Annotated in this window: 18 protein-coding genes and 1 tRNA gene; 6 read left to right on the top strand and 13 right to left on the bottom strand. The window is 36.7% G+C overall.

The features are described 5' to 3' along the window. Positions 1–11: 11 nt before the first annotated feature. On the bottom strand, positions 12–1,196 hold the full coding sequence (locus ABH942_RS02855; protein ID WP_370029488.1) for a pyridoxal phosphate-dependent aminotransferase: 1,185 nt from the start codon (positions 1,194–1,196) through the stop codon (positions 12–14). Between the two features lie 29 nt (positions 1,197–1,225). Further along, complete coding sequence (locus ABH942_RS02850; protein ID WP_370029487.1) at positions 1,226–2,320, bottom strand: fatty acid desaturase; 1,095 nt, start codon at positions 2,318–2,320, stop codon at positions 1,226–1,228. Between the two features lie 118 nt (positions 2,321–2,438). Here ABH942_RS02850 and rsmG point away from each other — a divergent pair, with 118 nt between their 5' ends. Further along, complete coding sequence (gene rsmG / locus ABH942_RS02845) at positions 2,439–3,068, top strand: 16S rRNA (guanine(527)-N(7))-methyltransferase RsmG (RefSeq protein ID WP_370029486.1); 630 nt, start codon at positions 2,439–2,441, stop codon at positions 3,066–3,068. A gap of 178 nt (positions 3,069–3,246) precedes the next feature. Here the strand turns inward: rsmG and pruA are convergent, their stop codons facing one another. The 3 genes from pruA to ABH942_RS02830 all read right to left on the bottom strand — a co-directional run bounded on the left by pruA (position 3,247) and on the right by ABH942_RS02830 (position 6,761). Beyond that, a complete protein-coding gene (gene pruA / locus ABH942_RS02840) occupies positions 3,247–4,872 on the bottom strand; it encodes an L-glutamate gamma-semialdehyde dehydrogenase (protein ID WP_370029485.1) in 1,626 nt (541 codons plus the stop codon). 150 nt (positions 4,873–5,022) lie between these two features. After that, the gene (apaG, locus tag ABH942_RS02835; RefSeq protein WP_140001899.1) at positions 5,023–5,409 is read right to left on the bottom strand and encodes a Co2+/Mg2+ efflux protein ApaG; all 387 of its coding nucleotides are present in this window, start codon (positions 5,407–5,409) and stop codon (positions 5,023–5,025) included. Between the two features lie 101 nt (positions 5,410–5,510). Continuing rightward, a complete protein-coding gene (locus tag ABH942_RS02830) occupies positions 5,511–6,761 on the bottom strand; it encodes a DUF5103 domain-containing protein (RefSeq protein WP_370029484.1) in 1,251 nt (416 codons plus the stop codon). Between the two features lie 209 nt (positions 6,762–6,970). On the opposite strand from ABH942_RS02830, the gene ABH942_RS02825 reads away from it, so the two are divergent. Then, on the top strand, positions 6,971–9,781 hold the full coding sequence (locus ABH942_RS02825) for a M16 family metallopeptidase (RefSeq protein WP_370029483.1): 2,811 nt from the start codon (positions 6,971–6,973) through the stop codon (positions 9,779–9,781). A gap of 68 nt (positions 9,782–9,849) precedes the next feature. Here ABH942_RS02825 and ABH942_RS02820 read toward each other — a convergent pair whose 3' ends face one another. The 5 genes from ABH942_RS02820 to ABH942_RS02800 form a co-directional block, all read right to left on the bottom strand. Next, positions 9,850–10,614, bottom strand: coding sequence for a class I SAM-dependent methyltransferase (locus ABH942_RS02820; RefSeq protein ID WP_370029482.1), 765 nt, complete (start codon positions 10,612–10,614; stop codon positions 9,850–9,852). After that, positions 10,614–11,435 (bottom strand): type I methionyl aminopeptidase, encoded by an 822-nt coding sequence (gene map / locus ABH942_RS02815; protein WP_370029481.1) that lies wholly within the window; start codon positions 11,433–11,435, stop codon positions 10,614–10,616. The genes ABH942_RS02820 and map overlap by 1 nt, the downstream gene beginning before the upstream one ends. 93 nt (positions 11,436–11,528) lie before the next feature. After that, positions 11,529–15,101, bottom strand: a complete 3,573-nt coding sequence (locus ABH942_RS02810; RefSeq protein WP_370029480.1) for a T9SS type B sorting domain-containing protein — start codon at positions 15,099–15,101, stop codon at positions 11,529–11,531. 183 nt (positions 15,102–15,284) lie between these two features. Beyond that, positions 15,285–16,802, bottom strand: coding sequence for a 2,3-bisphosphoglycerate-independent phosphoglycerate mutase (gene gpmI / locus ABH942_RS02805; RefSeq protein ID WP_370029479.1), 1,518 nt, complete (start codon positions 16,800–16,802; stop codon positions 15,285–15,287). Next, positions 16,803–19,208, bottom strand: a complete 2,406-nt coding sequence (locus ABH942_RS02800) for a DUF5916 domain-containing protein (RefSeq protein ID WP_370029478.1) — start codon at positions 19,206–19,208, stop codon at positions 16,803–16,805. It lies immediately after the preceding gene. Between the two features lie 218 nt (positions 19,209–19,426). Here ABH942_RS02800 and ABH942_RS02795 point away from each other — a divergent pair, with 218 nt between their 5' ends. Further along, entirely contained in the window at positions 19,427–20,137 is a 711-nt protein-coding gene (locus ABH942_RS02795; RefSeq protein WP_370029477.1) for a murein L,D-transpeptidase catalytic domain family protein, read from the top strand. Here ABH942_RS02795 and ABH942_RS02790 read toward each other — a convergent pair. After that, positions 20,126–21,712 carry a murein L,D-transpeptidase gene (locus ABH942_RS02790; RefSeq protein ID WP_370029476.1) on the bottom strand — a complete coding sequence of 529 codons (1,587 nt, stop codon included), beginning with the start codon at positions 21,710–21,712 and terminating at the stop codon, positions 20,126–20,128. The two genes, ABH942_RS02795 and ABH942_RS02790, sit on opposite strands and share 12 nt — an antisense overlap. A 74-nt stretch (positions 21,713–21,786) precedes the next feature. Further along, positions 21,787–22,233 carry a GNAT family N-acetyltransferase gene (locus tag ABH942_RS02785; RefSeq protein ID WP_370029475.1) on the bottom strand — a complete coding sequence of 149 codons (447 nt, stop codon included), beginning with the start codon at positions 22,231–22,233 and terminating at the stop codon, positions 21,787–21,789. A gap of 171 nt (positions 22,234–22,404) precedes the next feature. On the opposite strand from ABH942_RS02785, the gene ABH942_RS02780 reads away from it, so the two are divergent. Then, a tRNA-Gly gene (locus ABH942_RS02780) sits at positions 22,405–22,477 on the top strand. Between the two features lie 172 nt (positions 22,478–22,649). On the opposite strand, the gene pepE is transcribed toward ABH942_RS02780, so the two are convergent. Continuing rightward, the gene (gene pepE, locus ABH942_RS02775) at positions 22,650–23,357 is read right to left on the bottom strand and encodes a dipeptidase PepE (protein ID WP_370029474.1); all 708 of its coding nucleotides are present in this window, start codon (positions 23,355–23,357) and stop codon (positions 22,650–22,652) included. 158 nt (positions 23,358–23,515) lie between these two features. Between pepE and ABH942_RS02770 the strand changes: the two genes are divergently transcribed. Together ABH942_RS02770 and ABH942_RS02765 are read left to right on the top strand one after the other, a co-directional pair. After that, on the top strand, positions 23,516–24,271 hold the full coding sequence (locus ABH942_RS02770) for a hypothetical protein (RefSeq protein WP_370029473.1): 756 nt from the start codon (positions 23,516–23,518) through the stop codon (positions 24,269–24,271). Next, the gene (locus ABH942_RS02765) at positions 24,261–24,995 is read left to right on the top strand and encodes a hypothetical protein (RefSeq protein ID WP_370029472.1); all 735 of its coding nucleotides are present in this window, start codon (positions 24,261–24,263) and stop codon (positions 24,993–24,995) included. Before ABH942_RS02770 ends, ABH942_RS02765 begins: the two co-directional genes overlap by 11 nt. The last annotated feature ends 70 nt before the right edge of the window (positions 24,996–25,065 follow it).

Genomic DNA, 25,065 nt, shown 5'->3' with positions numbered 1-25,065 from the left:
GCGGTATTTGTTTAAGCTAAAACTTCTTTGATTCTTCGCAAGGCTTCGGTCAGCAGCTCTTCGCTGGTTGCGTAAGACAAGCGGATACAGTTCGGATTTCCAAAGGCATCCCCGGTTACAGTAGCTACATTGGCTTCTGCTAAAAGGTACATAGAAAAGTCATCTGCATTTTTGATTTCGGTTCCACGTAACGTTTTTCCAAAAAAGGAAGAAACATCAGGGAAAACATAAAAAGCACCTTCAGGAACATTTAATTTTAAGCCTGGAATTTCTTTAATCAATCCCACAACTAAATTTCTACGGTTTTTAAAAGCAGCTACCATTCCGTTTAGTACGCTTGGATCTGCATCAACCGCTGTTATTGTTGCTCTTTGTGCTATAGAATTCGCACCACTTGTTACTTGTCCTTGCATTTTTGTACAGGCTTTTGCGATGAATTCCGGAGCGCCAATATATCCTATTCTCCATCCTGTCATAGCAAACGCTTTTGCCACACCATTCACTGTTACCGTTCTTTCAAACATTCCCGGAATAGAAGCAATGCTGCAAAATGTTCCTGAAAAGTTGATATGCTCGTAGATTTCATCAGCTACTACAAAAATATTAGGATGTTTTTCCAATACTTTTGCTAAGGCTGTCATCTCTTCACGACTGTAAACAGAACCGCTAGGATTACATGGTGAACTGTACCATATCATTTTTGTTTTTGGAGTAATTGCTTTTTCCAGCTGTTCCGGCGTAATTTTGAAATCACTTTCTACAGTTGTAGGGACTTCTACCGGAATACCGCCCGACATTTTGATAATTTCGTAATAGCTTACCCAGTAAGGAGCAGGAAGAATTACTTCGTCACCATCGTTTAACATTACCTGTGCAACGTTGTATAGAGATTGTTTGGCACCTGTCGAAACGACAATGTTGGCAGGCGTATAGTCAAGGTTATTGTCTCTTTTGAATTTTCTGCATATCGCTTCTTTCAGATCAGCATAACCGTCTACAGGTGTATAGGTGCTGTAGTTTTCGTCGATTGCTTTTTTTGCCGCTTCTTTGATGAAGTCAGGCGTATTAAAATCAGGTTCACCTAAGCTCAAGCTGATAATATCTTTTCCTTGTGCTTTTAATTCTCTTGCCAATGCTGCCATTGCCAAAGTCTGAGAAGTTGATAATCTGTTGATTCTATCCGATAAATGATTCATGGAAAACGTATTGTTTGTTTTTTAATCGATTATGCCATTGCCGGGTTTTGTCCTAATTCTTTCAAGTGTTTGAAATGAGCTACGACAGCACCTCGCATGGTTTTGAATTCGTGGTAAGGCAAATTGCATTCTTTTGCTGTCTCTTTTACGATTTCTGCAATTTTTCCGTAATGCACATGACTGATATGTGGGAAAATATGATGTTCAATCTGGTGGTTTAATCCTCCTGTAAACCAGTTAACAATTCTGTTTTTTGGAGCAAAATTAGCAGTGGTATACAGTTGGTGGATAGCCCAGGTGTTTTCAATTTCTCCTTCTTCATTTGGGATAGGATTAGCGGTTTCTTCCACGACATGAGCTAATTGGAAAATGATACTCAAAATCAATCCTGCCGTATAGTGCATTACCAAAAAGCCTAATACTACTTTCCACCAGGTGATTCCCAAAATCATTGGAAGTACAAGCCAGATGGAAATATAGATGATTTTTGTGATGACCAAAACCGTCCATAATTTAGCCGGGCTTTGAGGTTCTCCATACGACAGTTTTCTTTTCAAATAGCTTTTCATTTGTTTGAAATCGGTTGTAATCGCCCAGTTAAAAGTCAATAATCCGTAAAGGAATACCGAGTAATAATGTTGGAATTTGTGGAATCTATACCATTTTGCTTCTTGTGTAAATCGGATAATCCTTCCTGCATCAAGATCTTCATCATGTCCGTGAATGTTGGTATAAGTATGGTGAAGAACATTATGCTGTACTTGCCAATTGTAGACATTACCGGCTAAAATGTAAATACTGCCGCCCATGAATTTGTTCAGCCAGGATTTGTTAGAATAGGAACCGTGGTTTCCGTCGTGCATGACGTTCATTCCAACGCCAGCCATTCCAATACCGATTACGATTGACAAAAGCAACATTACCCAAAAAGGCATATTTAAAGTCAAGATCAGGAAATATGGAGTCAGGAAAATCGTAAACATGACGATAGCCTTTAGGTGTAGTTTCCAGTTTCCGGTTTTCTTGATATTATTTTCCTTGAAATAATTGTTGACGCGCGTATTCAGGGTTCTGAAAAATTTCAAGCTGTCTTGTTTGGAAAACGTTGGAATTGTGGTATTCATATATAATTTATAATTAATCAAAATAAGACTTCAAAGGTAAAGATTCTTGTTTATGTAAACGGATAAAAACCTAAAAAATTTCAATTTGAAAATGTTTACTTTTGTGAAAATTTTTAAAATGGAAGAAATTCTAAAATATTTCCCTAATCTATCTGATATTCAGAAACAGCAGTTTCAAAAATTAGAGGGACTTTATCACGATTGGAATGCGAAAATCAACGTTATTTCGCGTAAGGATATTGATGAATTATATACAAAGCACATATTGCATTCTTTGGCAATTGCAAAAATTCAAGAGTTTGAACCGGGAACTTATGTTCTGGATGTTGGAACTGGTGGTGGTTTTCCAGGAATTCCATTGGCGATTCTTTTTCCGGAAACCCGATTTTATCTGATTGATGTTATCGCAAAAAAAATAAAGGTTGTCCAGGCTGTTGCTGAGGCTTTAGAGTTGAAGAATGTAAAAGCGGAACAGATTCGTGCTGAAAATGTCAAAGGCGATTTTGATTTTATTGTCAGCCGTGCCGTTACTAATATGCCTGATTTTGTGAGTTGGGTAAGGCTGAAAATTAAAAAACAGCAAAAACACGAACTTAAAAACGGAATTTTATATCTGAAAGGTGGTGACCTGACAGAGGAATTAAAAGATTTTCCAAAAGCTACAGAGTATCCTATTGCCACTTTCTTTGATAATGAGTTTTTTGAGACTAAAAAAGTGGTACACCTACCCTTGAAGTATAAGGGATAGTTGAAAGTGGATAGTGTATCGTTGCTAAGGCGCTAAGGGGAAAAAAGATATAAAGTAAAAAGCCGAATCTGAATTCAGATTCGGCTTTTTTATATTGGGTCAAAAATTCTAAAACTTTCGACTTTCTAACTCTTGACAATCGGCAGATAACTATACACTATCCACTTTCAACTATCCACTACCCAAGAAAAGGGTATCTGTAGTCTGTAGCAGGAATAAATGTCTCCTTAATTGTTCTTGGAGAAACCCAACGAAGTAGGTTCAAAATAGAACCGGCTTTGTCATTTGTTCCTGAAGCTCTTGCACCACCAAAAGGCTGTTGGCCAACAACAGCTCCAGTTGGTTTGTCATTGATATAGAAGTTTCCGGCTGCATTAACCAAGGCTTTTGCTGCAACATCAATTGCATAACGATCTTGAGAGAAAATTGCACCTGTCAAAGCATAAATAGAAGTTTCGTCAACTAATTTAAGTGACTCTTCCCATTTAGCATCTTCATAAACATATATCGTCAAAACAGGGCCGAACAATTCCGTTTCCATGGTGTCGTATTTCGGATTGGTTGTAACGATCACTGTTGGCTCGATAAACCATCCTTTAGATTTGTCATAACCACCACCTACGATTACTTCAGCTTCTGAAGAGGCTTTAGCTGCATCAATAGCTTTGGCTAATTTGTCAAATGATGATTCTGAGATTACAGCAGAAACAAAATTTGAAGTGTCTTCCGGTGAACCCATCTTGAATGATTTTACATCAGCAATCAGACGGTCTTTTACAGCATTCCAGATTGAGGTAGGGATGTAAGCTCTTGAAGCAGCAGAACATTTTTGTCCCTGATATTCAAAAGATCCGCGTGTTAATGCTGTAGCAACTTCAATCGGATTTGAAGAAGGGTGTGCCCATACGAAATCTTTTCCTCCGGTTTCACCTACAATTCGAGGATATGTTTTGTATTTGCTAATGTTTTGTCCAATTTTTGCCCACATGCTGTTGAATACACCAGTTGAACCTGTAAAGTGAATACCTGCAAAATCAGCACTGTCCAGAATTGTGTCAGTAATCATTGCTGAGTCTCCGCTAATCATATTGATTACGCCATTTGGCAATCCTGCTTTTTGGAATACTTCCATAATTACGTTTGCAGAATAGATTTGAGTTGCAGAAGGTTTCCATACTACAACATTTCCCATTAAGGCAACACATGAAGGAAGGTTTCCTGAAATAGCCGTAAAGTTGAAAGGTGTAATAGCGTATACAAAACCTTCTAACGGACGGTGCTCAAGACGGTTCCAGATTCCTTCTGAAGATACAGGCTGTTGAGCATAAATTTCAGTCATGTACTGCACATTGAAACGCAAGAAGTCAATGAATTCACAAGCAGAATCAATTTCTGCCTGGTGAACGGTTTTTCCTTGAGCAATCATTGTTGCAGCATTGATTTTTGAGCGGTAAGGTCCAGCTAACAATTCAGCAGCTTTAAGGAAAATTGCAGCTCTGTGTTCCCATGGCATTGTAGCCCATTTTTTACGAGCTTCCAAAGCCGATGCAATTGCTTTTTCTACAAGTGCTTTGTCAGCTTGGTGGTATTGTCCTAGCGTATGTTGGTGGTCAAATGGAGGAAACAGTCTTTTAGTATCTCCTGTTTTGATTTCCTCATTGCCAATAAACAAAGGAATATCGACAGTGGAATTATATAATTCTTTATACGTTTTTAAAACTTGTTCTCTTTCTGGACTTCCCGGAGCGTAAGACTTAACGACTTCGTTAACCGCTGTTGGGACGTTGTAAATTCCTTTTGGCATACTTATTTGTTTTTATATTTAATAATCAAATTTTTGCATGGCAAAGATACGAAATGAATAGGGAATTTTGAAAGAATTACCATTTTGATAACAATCGTTCAGGCAATGTCTTTAATTCGTAAGGATTATAAGTTTTTATGCGGTCTACGGCTAATTCAAGGCAAAAGGAGCACTTAGCCTGAAGGTTGGTACAATAACCCTGAAGCTTCTTGTTGAAGTGAAGTTGATCATGTTGAAATAGCCTTTCATTGCTCCAAAAGGAGATGAAAGAAGGCAGCCGGAGCTATACGTATGTGATTCGCCAGGTTTAAGAACCGGTTTTTTACCGATAACACCTTCGCCGTCAACAAAATCTTTGTTGTTTAGGGAGTCAAAGATTTCCCAATGGCGCGACATCAACTGGACAGAATCCTTGCTATGATTCTCAATTGTGATTTCATAACTAAAGGCAAAATGAATCTTGTAGTTTTTGAAGTAAGTCCCTTCAAAACTAGTCAAGACAGAAATTTTAATACCTCGAGTTATTTGCGTAACCATAGAATGCTAATAATGTTTCAAAAGTACAAATTTATACTATTGGATTAGTGTTTTTGTTGCTAAATTTTGGTTAATGGTTTTAAAAACAGTTTTTTAGCTTTTTAATTTACGATGTTTTGAGAATTGGCGGTTCCTTTTCCAATCACCTTGTCATATCTTTCATTGAGACCTCGATAATAAACGATTACCTGATAGTTATTTTCAGTTTGGTAAAAGTTTCCATCAATGGCATCGGCATGGTCTATTTTACCTTTTTTATCTGCAATTACATATTGGTAATTGGTAAATCCTTGCTTGATTACAATTGCTTTTTCATACATGCCTGTTTTCTGGTTGAAATCCATACGGTTTTCATCGTTTAAGGCATAGTTGTTAAACATACCGTTGATGTATATGTCGCCCTTTCCATAATAACTAGGAGCATCTAGCGTGAAAAATACCCAGGCATAATCAGCTTCTATTTCGTTGTTTTGTGTGTTGAAATTACGAACTACAAAATTCCCGTTTACATCAGGATAATAGGTATATACTTGATTGCCTCTTGGTTTATTAATATAAAGATGCGGCTCATAAAGGTCTTTCGCCCGTACGTAATTTATATTATTAACGGAAGCCCGGATTTCTTTGTTGTCGAAATATAAAAATTCATTACCACCCCAGAATTGTGTCTCTTTATCGTATTTGTAAATCAGATCATTCCCGATAGTGTATTGTGGCTTGACGTTATAGATGGCTTGCTTGAATTCTCCGTTTTGAAGCAACATGACTTTGACGTTTTGCAAGGGATTGACAAAAGTTATGGAATTGGATTTGACAGCAAAGTCAAGATTGTGCATATAATTGATATTACGGACGTCTCTGGCTCTTTTGATTTGTAATGGAACCGATACTAAATCTTCATACAAGATAAATTTTCGTGAAAAAACCACATCCTTGTCTTCATTTAATATTTTGATAATATAATTACCACTTACTCTAAACTGCGTAAACTTATTTGGAAATGGCAGTCGGTAATGTGAATAAAGCTGTAGCGTATTAAAAGAATTTTCATAATCCTGAATTCGTTGATTGTCAAATCCTTGAATGTATTCGCTCTTAACTAGTTGTGATGGAGTCCAATTATAATCGCAGTGTACAATTTCATAATAATAGTTGGCCTCATTTCCGTAAAGGTCATCAAATTGAAGCTGAAATCCTTCCTGAAGATGGAATATTGGTATTACATTTTGTCCGCTTTGGACAAATGAAACGGTTTTTATGTTGAAAGGCGGGTCAATTTCGGTTTGAACCTGCGCCTTGCTTTGGCTAAAAAACAAACAGGCTAGTAAAACAATAAAATAATTCTTCTTCATCTGTTGGAAAGATTTTCGGATTTATATAATAACAAATATAAGACAAATAAAATTGTGCGAGAATTATGCCAAATTTTAGAAACATTAAAAAATTGATATAAAATACTTTAGAATAATAGATATTGTGTAAAATGTGTTAATTTTTTTACAATAAGTAACGGTATTTATAGTTATAATTTTAGATTTATAACCAAGTAAATAACAAACCTATGAAACATTACAACAAACTATTTGTGTTTTTATTGGCGTTTCCAATGTCAATTTTTGCACAAGAACTTAAAGGCGATGCGCCAATCCCGTTTGACCCCACTGTGAAAACAGGAAAATTAGAAAACGGATTAACCTATTACATTAAGAAAAACGCAAAACCAGAAAACAAGGTAGATCTGAGACTTGTCATTAATGCTGGTTCTATTCTTGAGAACGACGACCAACAAGGTCTTGCGCATTTTATGGAACATATGTGTTTTAACGGAACAAAACGTTTTCCAAAAAACAAGCTGGTAGATTATCTGCAAAGTATAGGTGTTAAGTTTGGGCAACACTTGAACGCTTATACTAGTTTTGATGAAACGGTTTATTTCCTTCCAATTCCTTCTGATGATCCTGAAAAACTTGAGAAAGGATTCCAGATTTTAGAAGACTGGGCTTTTAACGCAGTTTTGACTCCTGAAGAAATTGACAAGGAAAGAGGCGTGGTTTTGGAAGAATATCGTATCGGGTTAGGTGCGAGCAAAAGAATGATGGGACGGTATATGCCGAAAATGATGTATAAGTCTCATTATGCAGAACGTTTGCCAATCGGTAAAAAAGAAATCCTTGAAAATTTCAAGTATGACAAACTGATCAATTTCTATAAAGATTGGTACCGTCCGAATTTGATGAGTGTTATTGTGGTTGGAGATATTGATGTAGCTGCAATGGAGAAAAAGATCAAAGATCATTTTGCATCCTACAAAAATCCTAAAAATGAACGTCCAAGAAAGATTTATGATGTTCCAAACCACAAGGAAACTTTTGTAGCGATTGAAACTGATAAAGAAGCTTCATCATCACAGGTACAGCTGATTCACAAAGATTATGATTCAAGAAAACCAGTCGTGAATATTAATGATTATAAGAAATCACTTGTTGAAGAATTATATTCTACAATGATTAATAATAGGCTTAATGAGTTGACCAATTCACCTACACCACCATTCACTTACGGATATTCATATCACGGAAGTACATGGGCGAGGACAAAAGAGGCTTACCAATCATTTGCAATGACTCAGGAAGATAAACAGGTAAGTGCTTTGAAGGTTTTGGTTACTGAAAATGAAAGAGTTAAAAAGTTTGGTTTTACACAAGGCGAACTTGACCGTGCCAAGTCGGAAATACTGGCTAATCTGGAGTCTGATTATAACGATAGGGATAAAACAGAGTCAAGAAGATTTGTTGGAGAATATCAATCACATTTCCTGCTAAAAGAGCCGGTTCCTGGAATTGAATGGACTTACAATGCGACAAAAAAACTATTGCCAGGTATTGAACTGAAAGATGTAAATAGTTTGGTTAAAGATTATGTCAAAGAAGATAATAGAGTTGTGATTTTGACAGGCCCTGAAAAAGAAGGATTGAAAAAACCAACTGAGCAGGAAGTACTGGGAGCATTAAAAGTAAATAATGCTGAAATTACTCCATATACAGATTCTGAAGTGGCTTCAAGCCTTTTAAGAAAAGAACTGAAGTCGGGAACTATTGTTAAGAAAGAGAAAAATGACAAAATTGGGACAACTACACTTTTCCTTTCCAATGGAGCAAAAGTGACTTATAAGAAAACCGATTTCAAAAATGACGAAGTTTTGATGGATGCGGTTAGTTTTGGAGGAACCAACCTATATTCTGCTGAGGAGCTAAAGAAAACCCAATTTGCGAATGGAGGATTGACCAGAGCAGGTTTTTCCGGATTGAAAGAAAATGATATCACTAAATTTATGTCTGGAAAAGTAGCCGGTGTAAATCCATACATTAGCAATACAACCGAAGGACTTAGAGGAAGTGCAACTCCAAAAGATTTGGAATATCTGTTCCAGATGACTGTGGCGTATATCACAGATCTGAATTTTGATACTGATGCCTTTGAAGGTTATAAGCAAAAACAAGTTAGTTTCTTCAAAAACATGGCATCACAACCAGGCTTTTATTTCCAACAAGAATTATACGGTTACCTGCTTAAAGATAATCCTAGATTCTTTGGCATGATACCGGATGAAAAAGCATGGGAAGCTACAGATTACCAACTGGCCTATAATAAATATAAAGAGCGTTTTGCAAATGCTGCAGATTTTGAATTTTTCTTTGTAGGGAATATTGATGATAAAAAAATTGAAGAATACTCCGCGAAATATCTGGCTGCTTTGCCATCAAACGAAAAGAAAGAAAAAGCGGTTGATGTTGGCTACAGAATGTTGAAAGGCGAGCATAAGAAAATCGTAAACAAAGGTACAGATCCGAAAAGTACTGTTACTATCATGTTCTACGGTGATACACAATATGATCCGAAAGAAGCCTTGGCTATGGAAGCTCTAGGTGAGGTGCTCTCTATTAAATTGGTTGAAGAACTAAGAGAAAATGAGAGTGGCGTGTACGGAATTAGTGCCAGAGGAAGTATGAGCAAAGTTCCAAACGGTTCTTATAATTTCTCGATCAATTTCCCATGCGGTCCTGATAATGCTGAAAAGCTGACTGCTTCTGCATTAAGAGAATTACAGAAAATAATTGATAACGGACCTCAGGCTGCCGATGTGACGAAGTATAAGGAAGCAGAACTGTTGGATTATAAAAAAGATATCAAAGAAAACAGATATTGGCTGTCTAATTTTAACCGTTCCTATGTTAATGGTACTAATGCTGAAGATATTCTGAAAGTAGAAGAGAAGATTAATGCGATTACTGCAAAAGATATCCAGAATGTAGCGAAAAAGTATCTTACAAAAGACAAGGTTGTAGGTATACTGATGCCTGAAAAAAGCTAAATCCTGATTTGGTTAAACAAAAAGCCTGATGGAATTCCATCAGGCTTTTTTATTGTGGTCAGAACTGATTATTTATAACATACAGGTATAATTTCTCCAGCTGCCAGGCAATATTTTTCTACAAGCTCCGGGCCTATTTTTTTAGTGTAATCTTCTTCTATAACAGTGAATCCTATACTTCTTAATTTATCAAAATAGTCTCTTCCGTAAACGCGAACATGGTCGTACTGTCCAAAAATTCGTGCCCGCTCTTTTTGATCGGTAATCGAATTGTCTTCAAAAGTTGTTGCTCTTTTCAAATCCTGAGGAATCTGGAAAATTCCCATTCCGCCTGGTTTCAATACCCTGAACAGTTCTTGCATCGCTTTAGTGTCGTCCGGAATATGTTCCAAGACATGGTTGCACAAAATTATATCATACGAATTGTCTTCAAATGGAAGATTGCAGATATCTGCTTTCACATCGGCTAAAGGCGACAGCAAATCGGTTGTCGTATAGTCCAGATTCTTTTGGTTCCTGAAGATTTTATAAAATGCCTGCTCAGGAGCAAAATGCAATACTTTCTTAGGAGCGATGAAAAAATCGGTCTCATTTTTCAAGTAGAGCCAAAGCAGCCTATGTCTTTCCAGCGATAAAGTACTTGGAGAAAGAACATTGTTCCGTTGGGTGCCATAACCATAAGGCAGGAATTTCTTGAAACTTTTTCCGTCAATCGGATCGGTATATTTTTTTCCTTTTAAAGCAAAAGCAAGAACAGGACGTATAACATAGCTTAGCCGTATCAATATCGGCCTGGGGATAGTGTTTAAGACAAATCTGAAAATTTTCTTCATTAGGAAATTACCAAAGGCTGTCTTCTAAATTCGTTTTCTTCGTCGCTTTTTATTCCCAGAGCATCATAAATATAAGCAAATGTAGAAAGCAATTCCGGCTTTCCGTCAATTAGTGCTACGTCGTGCTCGAAATGTGCGCTTGGTTTTCTGTCGGCAGTAACAATTGTCCAACCGTCTTTCAACTGCTTGATGTTTCTCGATCCCAAATTAATCATTGGTTCGATAGCGACTACCATTCCTTCGATGAATAGTTTTCCACGACCACGTTTTCCGTAATTTGGCATTTCAGGATCTTCGTGCATTTTTTTGCCAAGACCGTGTCCTACCAATTCGCGAACAACACCATAACCGTGTGCTTCAGTATATTTTTGAATTGCATTTCCTACATCTTCAACGCGGTTTCCGATTTTAAATTCTCGTATTCCAACATAGAGCGATTCTTTGGTAACTTGTAACAGTTTTTTTGTTTCAGGAGCTACTTCTCCAATTTCAAAAGTATAGGCATGGTCGCCATAAAATTCGTTTTTTAAAGCACCGCAATCTACAGAAACAACGTCACCTTCTTCAATCGGGCGGTTTGTAGGCAAGCCATGAACGACCTGATCGTTAACGCTGGTGAGTATTGAAGACGGACAGCCGTACAAACCTAAAAAACCAGGAACAGCATCATGGTCACGGATAAATTCTTCCGCTAGTTTATCAAGGTGCAAGGTTGTAACTCCAGGTTTGATTTCTTTTGCTATCATACCTAACGTCTTTGAAACCAAAAGAGCACTTTCGCGCATCAACTCAATTTCTTCTCTGGTTTTTTGGATAATCATAAATTGGAATTTTATCAGTTTGCAAAAATACTATTTTTATTTGATTCGAAACGAGGCCAAATAAAAAACTGCCTTAGAGGCAGTTTTGTGTATTTATCTTTTTAAAGAAAAGTGGCTTTTGAATTCCTTTTTTATTCCGTCTTTTTGATAAATGATTTTGAACCAGTAATCATCAGCAGGCATTGGGCGACCATTATATATACCATCCCAACCCGTACCGTTTTGACGAAGATCAGTCAAAATTTTACCATAGCGATCAAAAATGTAGATGTTCGAAATATCCAGCGATGTTCTTCCGCCTATATTCCAGGTGTCATTGTATCCATCTCCGTTTGGTGTAAAATATTTTGGATAATCGACGATTACAATACGAGTACTGATTTCACCACAACCGTATCTGTTTCTCACTTTTAGAGTATGGATTCCTTCTTTGATATTGTTGAATACGTTACTGTCCTGCCAGCCATTGTCATCAATCATGTATTGGAAGTCTGGCGATTGTGGCGTAACGATTGCAGTAACTTTACTATCGGATTCAAAGGTAATTTGTTCCGCAGGATCACCTGTTATTGAAAATGGAATCAACGAATTTTTAGCCGTGAAATTTATGACTCGAGAGCAAAGGGCCACATTGGTTGTATTTGTGATTTTAACAGAATAATCTCCTTGTACAGATGTAGTGAAAGTGCTTGCAGTTTCAGTAGAAATTAGGTTAGAAGCATTAGCATTATGGCCGTTATACCATTCAAAATCATAATCGGTTTCAGATAATTGCGTATCTATAAATGCCGGAGTTATGACATTATTGTGGATATCCATACATATTCTATAAGGGTACTCTTGCAGATTGTTAGCTGGGAATGGCCTTACATATAATGCCAATTCGAGTATCCTGTAACAGGCTTCTCCATTTTCGCTGTTTATATTTATTGTGCTATTCAGACGCACATATATTTTTTGGTAGGAAATAACCGTATTGGTGAAATTAGCCGGAGTAGCAATTGTATTGTTAGAATTGCTCAGTGCATCAGCTTCACGGATGTAGTATCTGAACTGAATAGTGTTTAAAGGAGTTGCTCCTGCCATTTGAGCTTGCCTTTGCGCAAGGTTGAATTGATAGAACCCGCTATCATCACAAGCTTCTATGTCATCCGGATTGGTTGTACTACCCGGACTTCCTACAACATTCAGTCTTAGAGTTGTTGTTGAAAAGCAATTATTTCCCGTTGGATCGACTACTTTAATAGAAATTGTTTTTGAAGTTGAATTATATGGATTTGTAATGGTTATAGGTGTATTAGATGCCAAATCAGCCGGAGTTTCATAAAAGAAAACCCTGTAGTTCGTGTTGCCGGAAGTAATTTGCTGAATTCTGCTGTCAAGATTAAAATCAGCTGTGTTACTGCCACAAATTGTAATCGGATCAGGAACAGTGATTGTCGGATTTGCAAACACGTGAATATCAAAATTTGCAATAGAAAAGCATTGTGTAGCAGTATCGAATTGGCGTACATAAATTGTTTTTGTTCCTACAGTAATCGGCAGAGCAGTGTTTTTGTTTATGGCAGCCGTGTTGTCACGAGCATTGTTAAACGTATTAAAATAAGTAACACGTACGGTTGGATTTTGTCCAGCCAATATTTCACTGTCTTTGTTTGCCAGAATAATGGTTTCTGTCTCGCAAGCATTGATCGGGACAATTGGATTCAAGGCAGGACTGGCGTGTACTTCCACTTTAAACGTTCCTATTCCTGCACAATTGTTATTGGTTTCTATTCGGGCATAAATTGTTGAAATGCCTATTGGTATTTGAGAGGAATTGGTTAGTGCATTTTCTTCTACTGAAGCATCTATTTCATTGCTGTAAAAAGCAATATCTACATTGGTGGTAGGGAAATAAGTGCCTTTTATTGTTGTCCTTTTTGAATTGAAATCGATGAATCCGTAATTAGCATTCAATTCCGGGCAAACGGGTGCTAAGTCTGTATAATTAGCAACGCTGGTAGGGCTGACAGTAAGATTGATTATTGCTACATTCGACGTACAGATAGGAGTATGCATTGGATTTATACCTGTAACATAAATATTCTGAGTGTAAGGAATAGTATTAGTGAAAGAATTAGGCGTAGCTATTTGCTGAGTCAAACCTGCATCTAAAAAGTAGCTTAAAGTAAGTGCTGAGTCACCGTTTGTCAGGCTGTTGTATGCTTGCGTAAGATTTATAATTGCAAATCCATCATTGTTTGGTGAAATATAATCACACTGCTGCAATGCTACTGGTGTTGCGCTTAAAAGAGGTTTGGCATTAATTGTAATAGATACTGCGTTTGAAGAAGTAGTGCATAATCCTTGTTCTGTTGCTTCTAAAACATAAGATGATGTGGTGTTGGCGTTTTGGCCAGCTAAAGAAACTGTATAAGCACTTGATGTGGCTCCCGGTATTAAATTACCATCTTTATACCATTGATATGTTATATTGGTAAGATTGGCGGTATTGGAAATAGCGGAAGTTATCTGGTAAGTATCATTTTCACAGATTGTCTGGTTATTGGATATGGTGACTTGTGGAGATTCGTAAATCGAAATAGTATTAGAATCAAAAGAAGGACAGCCAGCATTTGAAATCCTGACAAAATACATACCTGGTAAAGTTGGTGTGAAAGTAGAACTGCTTGCTCCTGGAATAGAAGTCCAATTTCGGAACCATTCATAAGTATACGTCTGTACTACTGTATTGTTATCAACCATCTGTAAAACGGGATTGCTGGCCAAACATTGCGTATTGGTGTGTTGTAGCGTCATGTTGGGAGCTGTATAGAATTTTAGGTCTATTTCAGCATCGCTAACTTGAAGGTCATTCTGATTGACCGTAGGATCGGTACTGTCATATGCAGTAGTCTCTACTTTATAGAGACCACTTTCAGATACGGTAAGTGTATTGGTGTTTGAGAGTGAATTTGCAATGGTGCTAAGCAATATACCGTCTTTATACCATTTATAATTAAATCTTAAATCACTCACATTTCCAGGGAAATCTGTTACGTCAATTGTAGCTACAAGGTCTTTGGTGTCCGGCTTGCAATAATTGAGTTGTGTAATATCGTTACCTGTATTGTCTTTTATTTTGACTGAAGAAAGAAAGCTACAATCGGAACTTCCGTTACCGCCTGTCTGTGTAATTGTAATCTGACCGGGAGTATTGGAATAATTGTCAACTAAAAGAATGTAAATTTCTCCAGCCACCGCATTAGGTAATGCGACATTTTCTATACCATTTGGCAACCAACTGCAATCTACTTCTTTTGATATGTTTAATTGGCTGCAAATATTGTTCAAATTATTAAAAGGCCCCCATAAAACAAAATCGACATCAGTAGAAATGCCCGCATTGCTAACTTGCGAAATCTGTAAAAAGATATTTCCACTAGTTTTTATTTTCATAAAAAACCATGTTGGACCTCTGAAATTTTCCTGAATACAGGTCGTGTTAAAAGTTTCTCCGCTGGTGTTATTGGTCGAGTTGGTAAATGGAATACTTGTTGCGCAGGATTGGTAGCGCTCAAAATTAGCCTGCAATTCGGCGCAAGATGGCGCGCCGCCTTGGGAATAAGCTATTTCAGCCGTTAAAAAAAGAATAATAAGTAAAAGCCTGTTCAATGATTTCATATTTAAAAAAGAAACAACCTGTGAAATTTAATCGTTTTCATTGCGAAAATAATCAGATTATTTTTATTTTTTTAAAATTCGTAACAATATTCTTCTGTCTTTCTGTTAATTAACAAATGTGATCGAGGGGGATTGCATTCTTAAGAATGCAATCCCCCTCGATTTTATGAAAGATATTTTTAATTAGAGTAACGAATGCTGTGTCATGACTTCTAGTTTTTTAATACCCATCAAATCAAGAACGGTAGGAGCAATATCGCCTAAAATACCATTGTTTATGTGTTTTAAATCTTTATCGACCAGAATAATCGGGACAGGATTTGTAGTATGTGCAGTATTTGGAGAGCCATCAGGATTAATCATAGTCTCGCAATTTCCATGATCTGCAATGACTATTGTAGTATAATTGTGAGCCAGAGCAGCTGTAATAACTTTTTCAACACATTTGTCTACCGCTTCGCATGCCTTAATGGCGGCTTCCATAACACCTGTATGTCCAACCATATCACCATTTGCAAAATTAAGGCAAACAAAATCAACTTCTTCTTTTTCGAGTTCAGGAACCAAGGCATCGGCTAGTTCATAAGCGCTCATTTCAGGTTTCAGGTCGTAAGTTGCCACTTTAGGAGAATTTTTCAAAATTCGTGTTTCGCCGATAAAAGGTAATTCTCTACCTCCTGAGAAGAAAAAGGTTACGTGTGGATATTTCTCGGTCTCAGCAATACGAATTTGTTTTTTATGATTCTTCTCTAAAACTTCGCCCAATGTTTCTGTTATATTTTCCTTGTCATAAATTACGTGTATCCCAACAAAATTATCGTCATAATTTGTCATTGTCACATAATAGAGATTGAGCTTGTGCATGTTTTGTTCATGGCAATCAAACTGAGTAAGCACTTCTGTAAGCTGCCTGCCACGGTCGGTTCTGAAATTAAAGAATATCACCACATCGTCATTTTGTATGGTTGCGATAGGTTTGTCGTTCTGATCGACCATAACAATAGGTTCGATAAATTCATCTGTTATGTTTTTCTCATAACTGTCATGTAGACTGCTGACTGCGTTATGAGAATGAACTCCTATTCCGTTTACCAGTAAATCGTATGCTTTTTTTACTCTTTCCCAACGTTTATCACGATCCATTGCATAATAACGTCCTATGATTGTAGCGAGTTTTGCTGAGGTGTTCTCCATATGTTTTTCCAAAGCCGAAATAAAAAATATTCCTGATTTTGGGTCAACATCTCTTCCATCTGTAAAGGCATGAACGTATACATTTTCAAGTCCAAAATCCTGCGTTGCATCAATCAGTCCTTTTACGTGGTCAATATGGGAATGTACGCCACCATCTGATACTAATCCCAAAAGATGGACTTTTTTATTGTTCTTCTTGGCATAGCTTAAAGCATCAATCAGCGCCTTTTCTTGTTGCAGGGTTTTGTTTTGTACGGCCAGATTTATTTTTGCCAGGTCCTGGTAGATAATCCTGCCGGCACCCAAATTCATGTGTCCGACTTCAGAATTACCCATCTGTCCTTCAGGAAGACCTACATTCAGACCGTCAGTTCTTAGTTGCGCATTAGCATATTTTGTATATAGGCTGTCTATAAAAGGCGTATTTGCATTGTCTATTGCGGAAACTTTTGGATCGGGAGATTTGCCCCATCCGTCCAATATCATTAGGATTACTTTCTTGTTCATCTAAAATTTATTTTTAATCGAATTGTAGTCAATAAAATATCTGATACTGATCGAAAGAATGTTATTCAGGTTATTGTTGAAAAGATTTTTAAAATTGTTACCGAGTCTTCTGTCAATCTCCGTCCTTCTATCAGTAGCATTGTTTCTGTAAAGTACTGAAATCTGACTTCCCGGGGCAAACCACCATGAATAGGAAAGATCAAAATTCCAGGTGCTGAAATTCGAATTTTTATTTACTGTAAAGGTACTATTTGATGTTAGCGTTCCATCATTTTGAAGTGTTAAATATTGGTTATTTTCTGCATAAGACCAATAATGACGGGCTGCCAGATTTAATGTCATTTTTGGATTCATCGAATACTTTAACCCTAATTCGTTGGTCAGTGTTCTCCGATCCCGTTCGGCAAAGATAATATCATCGCCGTCAAAAGCTACCCAGCCCCTATCGCTGTTCTGATTGTAAACTTCAATCATATAATTCATGAGCAGCTTGTTGCTAAAACGATATCTGGGTGCTACTTTTAAACCGTATGAAACACGATCCTCTTCACTTGTTATCGTAAAATAAGGATTGATATCAAGAGCAAATGCCCGGTTGTAATTCGATGAAAAATAAAATGAAGTGTAAATGTTTTTAGGAAGATTTACAAATCTTTCGTTTACTCGTGCTTCATAAAAATCATAAGTTTCCAGTGGATTGATGTAGAGAGCTATCGAATAGTAATCGTTTTTTATACTTGTTGAGGTGAAATCAATATTTATTTCACCTTTTTGCAGACGCCCGGTAGTATTCTGAAATTCGGCATAATAATTTGTGTTAATCTTGAAAGTATTGAAGACTGAATTCGGGTTCAAAATTCGATAGCCCAGATTTACATAGGCAGAATGGAAATTATTGATAAAAGTGATGCCTAGGTCGTTAGCGTCATACTCTTTTGAAACATAATTAGCGCCTGTATTATATCTCCATTTTCCTCCTTTTTTTCCAATCTGTATAGAAGTATTGATGCCATTTAGATTGTCATTGTCACCATACTCATTAATGTAGCTGTATTTGAAATCACCGGTAAGGTTGAATTTGTTGTTCTTGGTGTTCAGGTCATACACTAAAGCGGAAACGTTTGCGTCACGAAATTCTCCATTGCGGGTTACATTCGTATTTACGAGCGCTACCGAAGAGTTTTGGTTGAATCTCTGGTCTAAAACCAATATGTTATAGTTAGTCAGCGGTTCTACCACGACTTCTTTGGTTTCATGAGTTTGCGTATTTCTTAAAGTTCCATATGTTTTCTCTGTGACGGCATTAAGCACTCCGATTCCAAGTCCTGTAGAAGTCCTTCCCGAAACTTTTATAGCATTGATTAGATTTACGGTGGAAGGATTACTGGCTATAACATTCTCGTCAGAAGAATAAAGATATGTGGACGGGCTGCCTCCAATTCTACGAGAATATAATAAGTCTCCTTTATTGAAAAGATCGGTTCCTTCCGTAAAAAAAGGTCGGTTTTCATTAAATTGCTGCTCAAAAGGGCCAAGATTTAATACAACATTATCATATTTTGTCTGTCCGAAATCAGGAACTAAAATTGCGTCAAGAGTAAAAGAATCATTTATGCCATACTTGATATCCATGCCGGCCTTAAACTTATTCTCTGTTCCTTCTTTGTTGTTTTCAACATAAAAAGAAGAATAAGGAATAAAGAAGAGTCTTGTGGGCGGTTTTATGTTTTCGATGCCTTCAAGTTGACCTGTTTGGGGAAGTGCGGCTCCAATCTTCATGTCAATTAGATTCCAGGTGTATTTCTGACGGTCTCTTTTGATTTCCCTATAAAAATTAATGCCCCATGTTTGTTTTTCAGCATTCGAAAAACGCAAGGCGGCATAAGGGATTTTCATCTCAACAATCCAGCCAAATTCTGTTATTGAAACTTCGCTGTCCCAAATAGCATCCCAGCTATAATCCTCACCGCCTTCGGTAGCAAGACAGTCCATCTGTACGCCTGATGCGCTAACGAAAAAACGAAAATCCTGTTGGCCGTCGTTAAATCCATTGATGAAAACTCCAAAATGATCTGCTGTTCCGAAATTGTCCCTTTGGGTTAATTCTTTCAGAATTTTTTTTGGCTCATCGTCATAAAGCAATGCGGCTATATAAATGGCGTCATTGTTGTAAACTACACGAACGTCTGTTTTTTTGTTAGGGCTAATAGCTTTCCCGTTGTCGGGCTCAAGCATTAAAAAGTCGGTGGCAACGGGTGCGGTGTTCCAGATGGCTTCGTTAAGTTTGCCATCGATGGAGATATTTTCTGAAATTGATTTTGCTTGCAGGCTTTTTCTCTGACCATGGGCATCGAAAGCAGAAATGATCATTAAAAAAAGTAAAACCAAAGAAAGCGGTTTGCCCATTTGCACATGTTTATAATAGCAAAAATAACCATAAAATATACATACACAATTACTTTGCAATATTTTTGAATTTTGTTCGTTATTAACTCTGTTACACTAAAATTAAAAAAAGGTTAATTTTGTTAAATACCTCATTTTAAGAGTAATAAATTTTGAGAATAAAATTTTTTTAATACTTTTGGCGCTCCCCAAGTCAATTTTAACCCATTAGAATTTCAATGATTTACAAGTTTTTACCCGTCTTACTATTTTTTGTCGCTTCATTTAATACAAATGTGAGCAAGCCCACTGAACCAGAAAAATTGATAGCAGCCACATCAGAAGCAAGTTTTTCGATGAAAGCTGAAAAGATTTACCACACGCTACATTCAAATAATCTTTCTTTGCCAAAACTTGAAAGCTTTTCAAAAGCACTACAAGGTTTTTACCAACTGAAAGAGAAAGGTTTGGTTTCAAAAAATATCCTAACAATTATCGATTTCAGCTTGTCTTCCAACTCTAAAAGATTATGGATTATTGACATGTCTACCAATACAATTCTTTATAACTCGCTTGTTGCTCATGGCAAAAATACAGGAGAAGAATATGCAAATGAATTTTCAAATGCAGCTTCTTCTAACAAAAGTAGCCTTGGATTTTATGCAACCGGAGAAGTATATCAAGGAAAACACGGACTTTCGCTTCGTCTTGACGGATTGGAGAAAGGTATAAATGATAATGCCAGAAACAGAGCGGTTGTGGTTCATGGTGCTGACTATGTAGCGGAATCTTTTATTAAGACTCACGGAAGATTAGGAAGAAGCCAGGGATGTCCTGCATTACCGGTTGATATTACAAAAGAAGTTATAAATGTGATTAAGGACAAATCATGTCTTTTTATCTACCATCCTTCTGCTAACTACAAAACAGCTACTAAGTTAATTTCGTAATTTTTGATACAGGCCGTTATCTAATGTATAAATGTCAGGTCTGAATTGTAGGGTATTGTCATGGCTCCAGGCTGTCCAGTACAGTTGGTAGATAGCAATATCGTTTTTAATTTTTGCGTTTTGCGTTTTTTCTTTTTTTAGCGTTTCTGTAATCTTTTCAAGACTCCAGTTTTTCTTGTCGTCTAATAAGTATTCGGTCAGTTCCAAGGGATTTTGTACTCTGACACAGCCCGAACTAAGCGAACGATTGGTTTTGTCAAAATATTCCCGGTGGTTAGTGTCGTGCAGATAAACTGTGAAATTATTCGGGAACATTATTTTTACCATTCCTAGTGAATTATAGGTGCCCGGACTTTGGACATAACGATAGTTCAGAGCTTTTTCTGGATCCCAACTCGATGCGTTTATTTCTTTTCCATTTTTGTCATAGACGGTAATATTCTTTCCCGCGAGATAGTTTCGGTTTTTTGTTGTAGCCGGAATGATATCTTCTTTTAATATGGTAGGAGGGACAGTCCATGTTGGATTAAATACAGCATAACTCAGTTTTGAGTTCAATACAGGCGTTTTTCTTTTAGACGTGCCTACAATAACATTATGGGTTCTTGTCGTGTCGTTCTTAAAAACCGCATGGAGTTTATAATCAGGGATATTGATAATAAGGTAATGCTCTCCCATATTTCTGGGAAACCATCGCCATCGTTCCAAATTAGCAATGATTTGTTCTTTCCGGACATTTTTTGGAATATTCAAAGCCATGATTGTACTGGCTCCTATAACGCCATCTGCAGCAAGTCCATGTCTTGATTGGAATCGTTTTATTCCCTTCTCTGTTTCAGGATCATAAAGTGAAGTCAGGGAATCTTGCGCCTTTATGTCTTTCCAATATATCAGTCTCCTTTTAATATCAAACAGTGATTGGCTCGTATCGTTTACTTTTAATTTTCCTGAGATCTCAATCTTTTTAAGTGTGTCTACAGGAAATTTATTGATGAGCACGAGTGCTTCTTTTAATCTTTTATAGACAATATGATTGGGTTTTGCTTTTTCGATAACGATTTGCAGAGAGTCACCCATAATAGCCGCTGTCAATAGTTGGTTAATTTCTGCATGGTTAGGAGCCAAATCCCAATCGGTGTAAAGTTCTTTAGGGTTTAATTTTCCCTGTGTGAGATGCGTAAGGTATTTTTGGATGGAAAGCGTCATCTGCACGTCATAGTTGGCAATTTCTTTTTCGGTTAAAGAAGAGATGTTTTTTTCATGACGATCCAAATCAGAGATATTATAATCTTTGGATTCCAAACCTTCCTTGTCGGCTGTAGAAAGTTCTTGGATAATCAGCTGTCTTAATTGAGGTGTGTTCCATACGGTTTTAAAGCCGTTCATTTTATAAAAAGAAGCTAGAGAATCATTCTCAAAAGTTGCTACGTAAGTGGAATCAACAACATAACGCTTGACACTATCCTTTGTCATGTCTTCCACGCCTTTTTTTAGCGATGGAGTGTATGCGATTTCTTTTTCCTTACAGGAAATCTGAAAAAAAAATAATGCCGCTATGAGAACAAATCGATACATGACAAAAAGTTATACGGGGTCTTTTGTGTGAAGTTACTCAAAAAGTTTCAAGTTGCGAAGTATAAGGCTAACTTTTATAAGGCATTCAGTTTTTTGTACATTACATAATGCTTCCCAATGTCAGCAATATCAAAAGGCTCGCCAATAATTTCATATCCAAGCTTTTTATAGAATGCAACAGCAATTTCTCTGGCATTAAACCAGATTATTTTTCCATCACGTTCCAAAGCATCATTTTCAGCATGTTTTACCAAGGCTTCACCCAATCCTTTTTTCTGAAATTCTGGCAATACGGCCATGCCTCTTAATTGAAATTGCAATTTCTCTTTTAAAAAAGGAGTAGAGTGTATAAATAAAGAAGCAATTCCGGCTAATTTTTCATTACTAAATAAACCAAAATGTTTTGTTGAGTCTAAATTATCGCCTTCAAAATGGCAAGTTTCTATTGGTTTGCCCGGACGTAATACAGGTTGACGGACAGAAAATGTTTCCAAAGCGGGTATTTCTTTTATGATTTGCATTTTTCTTTTGAAATTTTTTGAATGGGGTTGTAAAATATAACGTTTTAATAATAAAACTCTTAGCGTCAAAAAGGTTTATTGGTACAAAGGTTGCGAAAAAAAGATTGCATTTTTTTTGAAAAAAAACTTGCAACTGAAAAAACTTATTGCTTATATTTGCACCGTAGAAATGCGGAAGTAGCTCAGTTGGTAGAGCTCCAGCCTTCCAAGCTGGTTGTCGCGAGTTCGAGCCTCGTCTTCCGCTCTAAAATTAAAACCTCAAGTGTAAACTTGAGGTTTTTTGTTTTTAAAACTTTATCAGAATAGATTTCAAATAGGCTTCCGTGTTTATATTTTGCGCCTCTGCGTGAAAATAATTACTCGCAAAGAAGCAGAGGCGCAAAGTTGATATGAACTTCAGGATACATTAAACATTTCTAGTTCAGAAAACTCAAATCACTTCCGGTTTCTAATTCTTCAGGTTCCTGATTTTGCCTAAAAAGGCGAGCTTTCAGGTTTCCTTTTAAAGTAATAGTGTCGTTTTTTACTTCCAGCCAGCTTCCTTCACGAAGTCCTAAAACAGGTAGGGTATTGAATTGGTGAAACTCTTTTATTCTCGTTTCTCGTGTTTCACCCATATGCGTTGAGTTGATATCCGGATCAAGATAGTGCGGATTAAGGTTGAATGGAATCATGCCTAAGGTCTGAAAGCTTGGCGGATAAATAATCGGCATGTCATTAGTGGTCTGCATAGTCAGTCCGGTAATGTTACTTCCTGCGCTGGTTCCCAAATAAGGAGTGCCTTTTTTTAATGTTTCAGCCAATAAGGTCATCAAATCATAACGATAAAGTTGTGCTACTAATAGAAAAGTATTGCCGCCGCCGGTGAAAATTCCTTCAGCTTGTTTCAAGGCTTCTTTGGGATCTTCAAATTCATGTAATCCTTTTACTTTAATATTAATTTTAGAAAAAGCTTGTCGTACTTTTTCAGTATACTCGTCATGCGATATGCCGCTAGGTCTTGCGTAAGGTATAAAAACAATAGCTGAGGCATTTTTGAAATGAAGCGAAAGCTCCGGTAAAAGATATTCAAGATAGCCGCCATTGTGTAATGTTGATGTGCTGGCTATAATCAGGTTTTTCATTTTAATATAATTTTATTGATGTAAAGTTAATAAGGTTTGGAAATTATTAGACAATGTAACGCCAACTTTATTATTAACATAAATTTAGTAGGCTATTGGCAATAAATTAGGAGGCAGATAAGATATTTTTACCTGACAAACTTATCCCTCAATTGATTATGCTTAGAAAAATAGTGTTATGTTCTTTTTTTGTAGCTGTTTCTCCTTCGGTACTTTCGCAGACTTCCGAAAGAAAAATGCTGAAAGGAAAAGTTATGGCCTATTCCTCCAATTTGGATGGGATTTATGTACTGAATCTATCTTCAGAGAAAGAAACCGTAACTAAAGAAGGAGGTTATTTTTCAATTCAAGCAAAAGATGGGGACTCTTTAATGTTTTCGTCAATTCAATTCAAGGGTAAAATTGTAGAAGTGAATCAGGCTGATTTCAATAAAGAATTATTATTTGTAAAACTTGAGACAATGGTGAATCAATTGGATGAAGTAACTGTTGTGCAATATAAAAACATCAATGCCTACGATTTAGGAATTATACCCAAGCCCGCTAAAGTATATACGCCGGCCGAAAGGAAACTAAGAACAGCAACAGGTGTAGACCCTAAAATAGGACTAAATAGCTCGTTTACTCTCGATCCGCTTTTAAACCTGATGTCTGGAAGAACTTCAATGCTGAAAAAGGAACTGGAAGTAGAAAAGAGAGAGAAATGGATAAGCCAGTTGGAATATATGTTTGATGAAGAATACTATACAAAAAAACTAAAAATTCCTGCTGAAAATGTCAAAGGATTTTTGTATTATGCGGTTGAAAACGAACGATTGGTAAAGAATCTAACCAGTAAGAATAAAGCAATGGCAACATTTTTATTGGGAGAGATAGCTAAAAAATATATTCAAACCATAAACGATGAAAAATAATTGCTTTTTTTTAATCTTGATACTGCTTTCTCAAGTTGTCTTTTCACAGAGTAAAGAGAATAAAAAGATGTATGGGAAAATTACTGCAGGACAAGCTTCGGTAGAAGATATTGAAGTGATTAATTTCTCGAATGCTACCCAAACCAGGACAAACGCAAAAGGAGAATTCTATATTTATGCAAGGGCAAGTGACGTACTGATTTTGTCTGGAGCTAATCTCGAACACAAAAGAAAAGCAATTACAAGAGACGAGTTCAACAGAGGAACTATCGAAATTGTAATGAAACCAGTCGTAACAGAGCTCCAGGAAGTCGTTGTCGAAAAAGGCGATGAATTTTCTGTTGTTACAGGTGCAAAAAAATATACACCGGCAGAAAGAAAACTGAGAACGGCATCAAAGCCTATAGAGCTGATTCAAGGTTTAGGCATCAGTAATGATGCAATCCTTAATTTTTTCTCTGGAAGAACAAAAATGCTAAAAAAAGGAGTACAAGTAGAGAGAGAAATAGCAAGGCTTGAAAAGCTTGATAATTTTTTTGATGAGGCTTATTATACAGAAAGTCTGGGCATACCGAAAGATTATGTCAATGGCTTTAAATACTATATTGTAGGTGATGAAAACTTTACGAAAGCATTAGATCAAAATAATGAGGCGGAACTAGAAGCGTCCATCATCAAATTAGCAGAAAAATATAAGGGATTGCTTGCCGATGAAAAGAAATAATTACCTGCTTTTATTTTTTTTGTTATCAACAGGTATGCTGTTTTCGCAAGCACAGGAAAAACTCCTGCGA

It is taken from the genome of Flavobacterium sp. 28YEA47A, assembly GCF_041262125.1.
Lineage (GTDB): Bacteria > Bacteroidota > Bacteroidia > Flavobacteriales > Flavobacteriaceae > Flavobacterium.
Note: the sequence above shows the minus strand (reverse complement) of the source record. Positions and strands in the feature narration are given on the sequence as shown.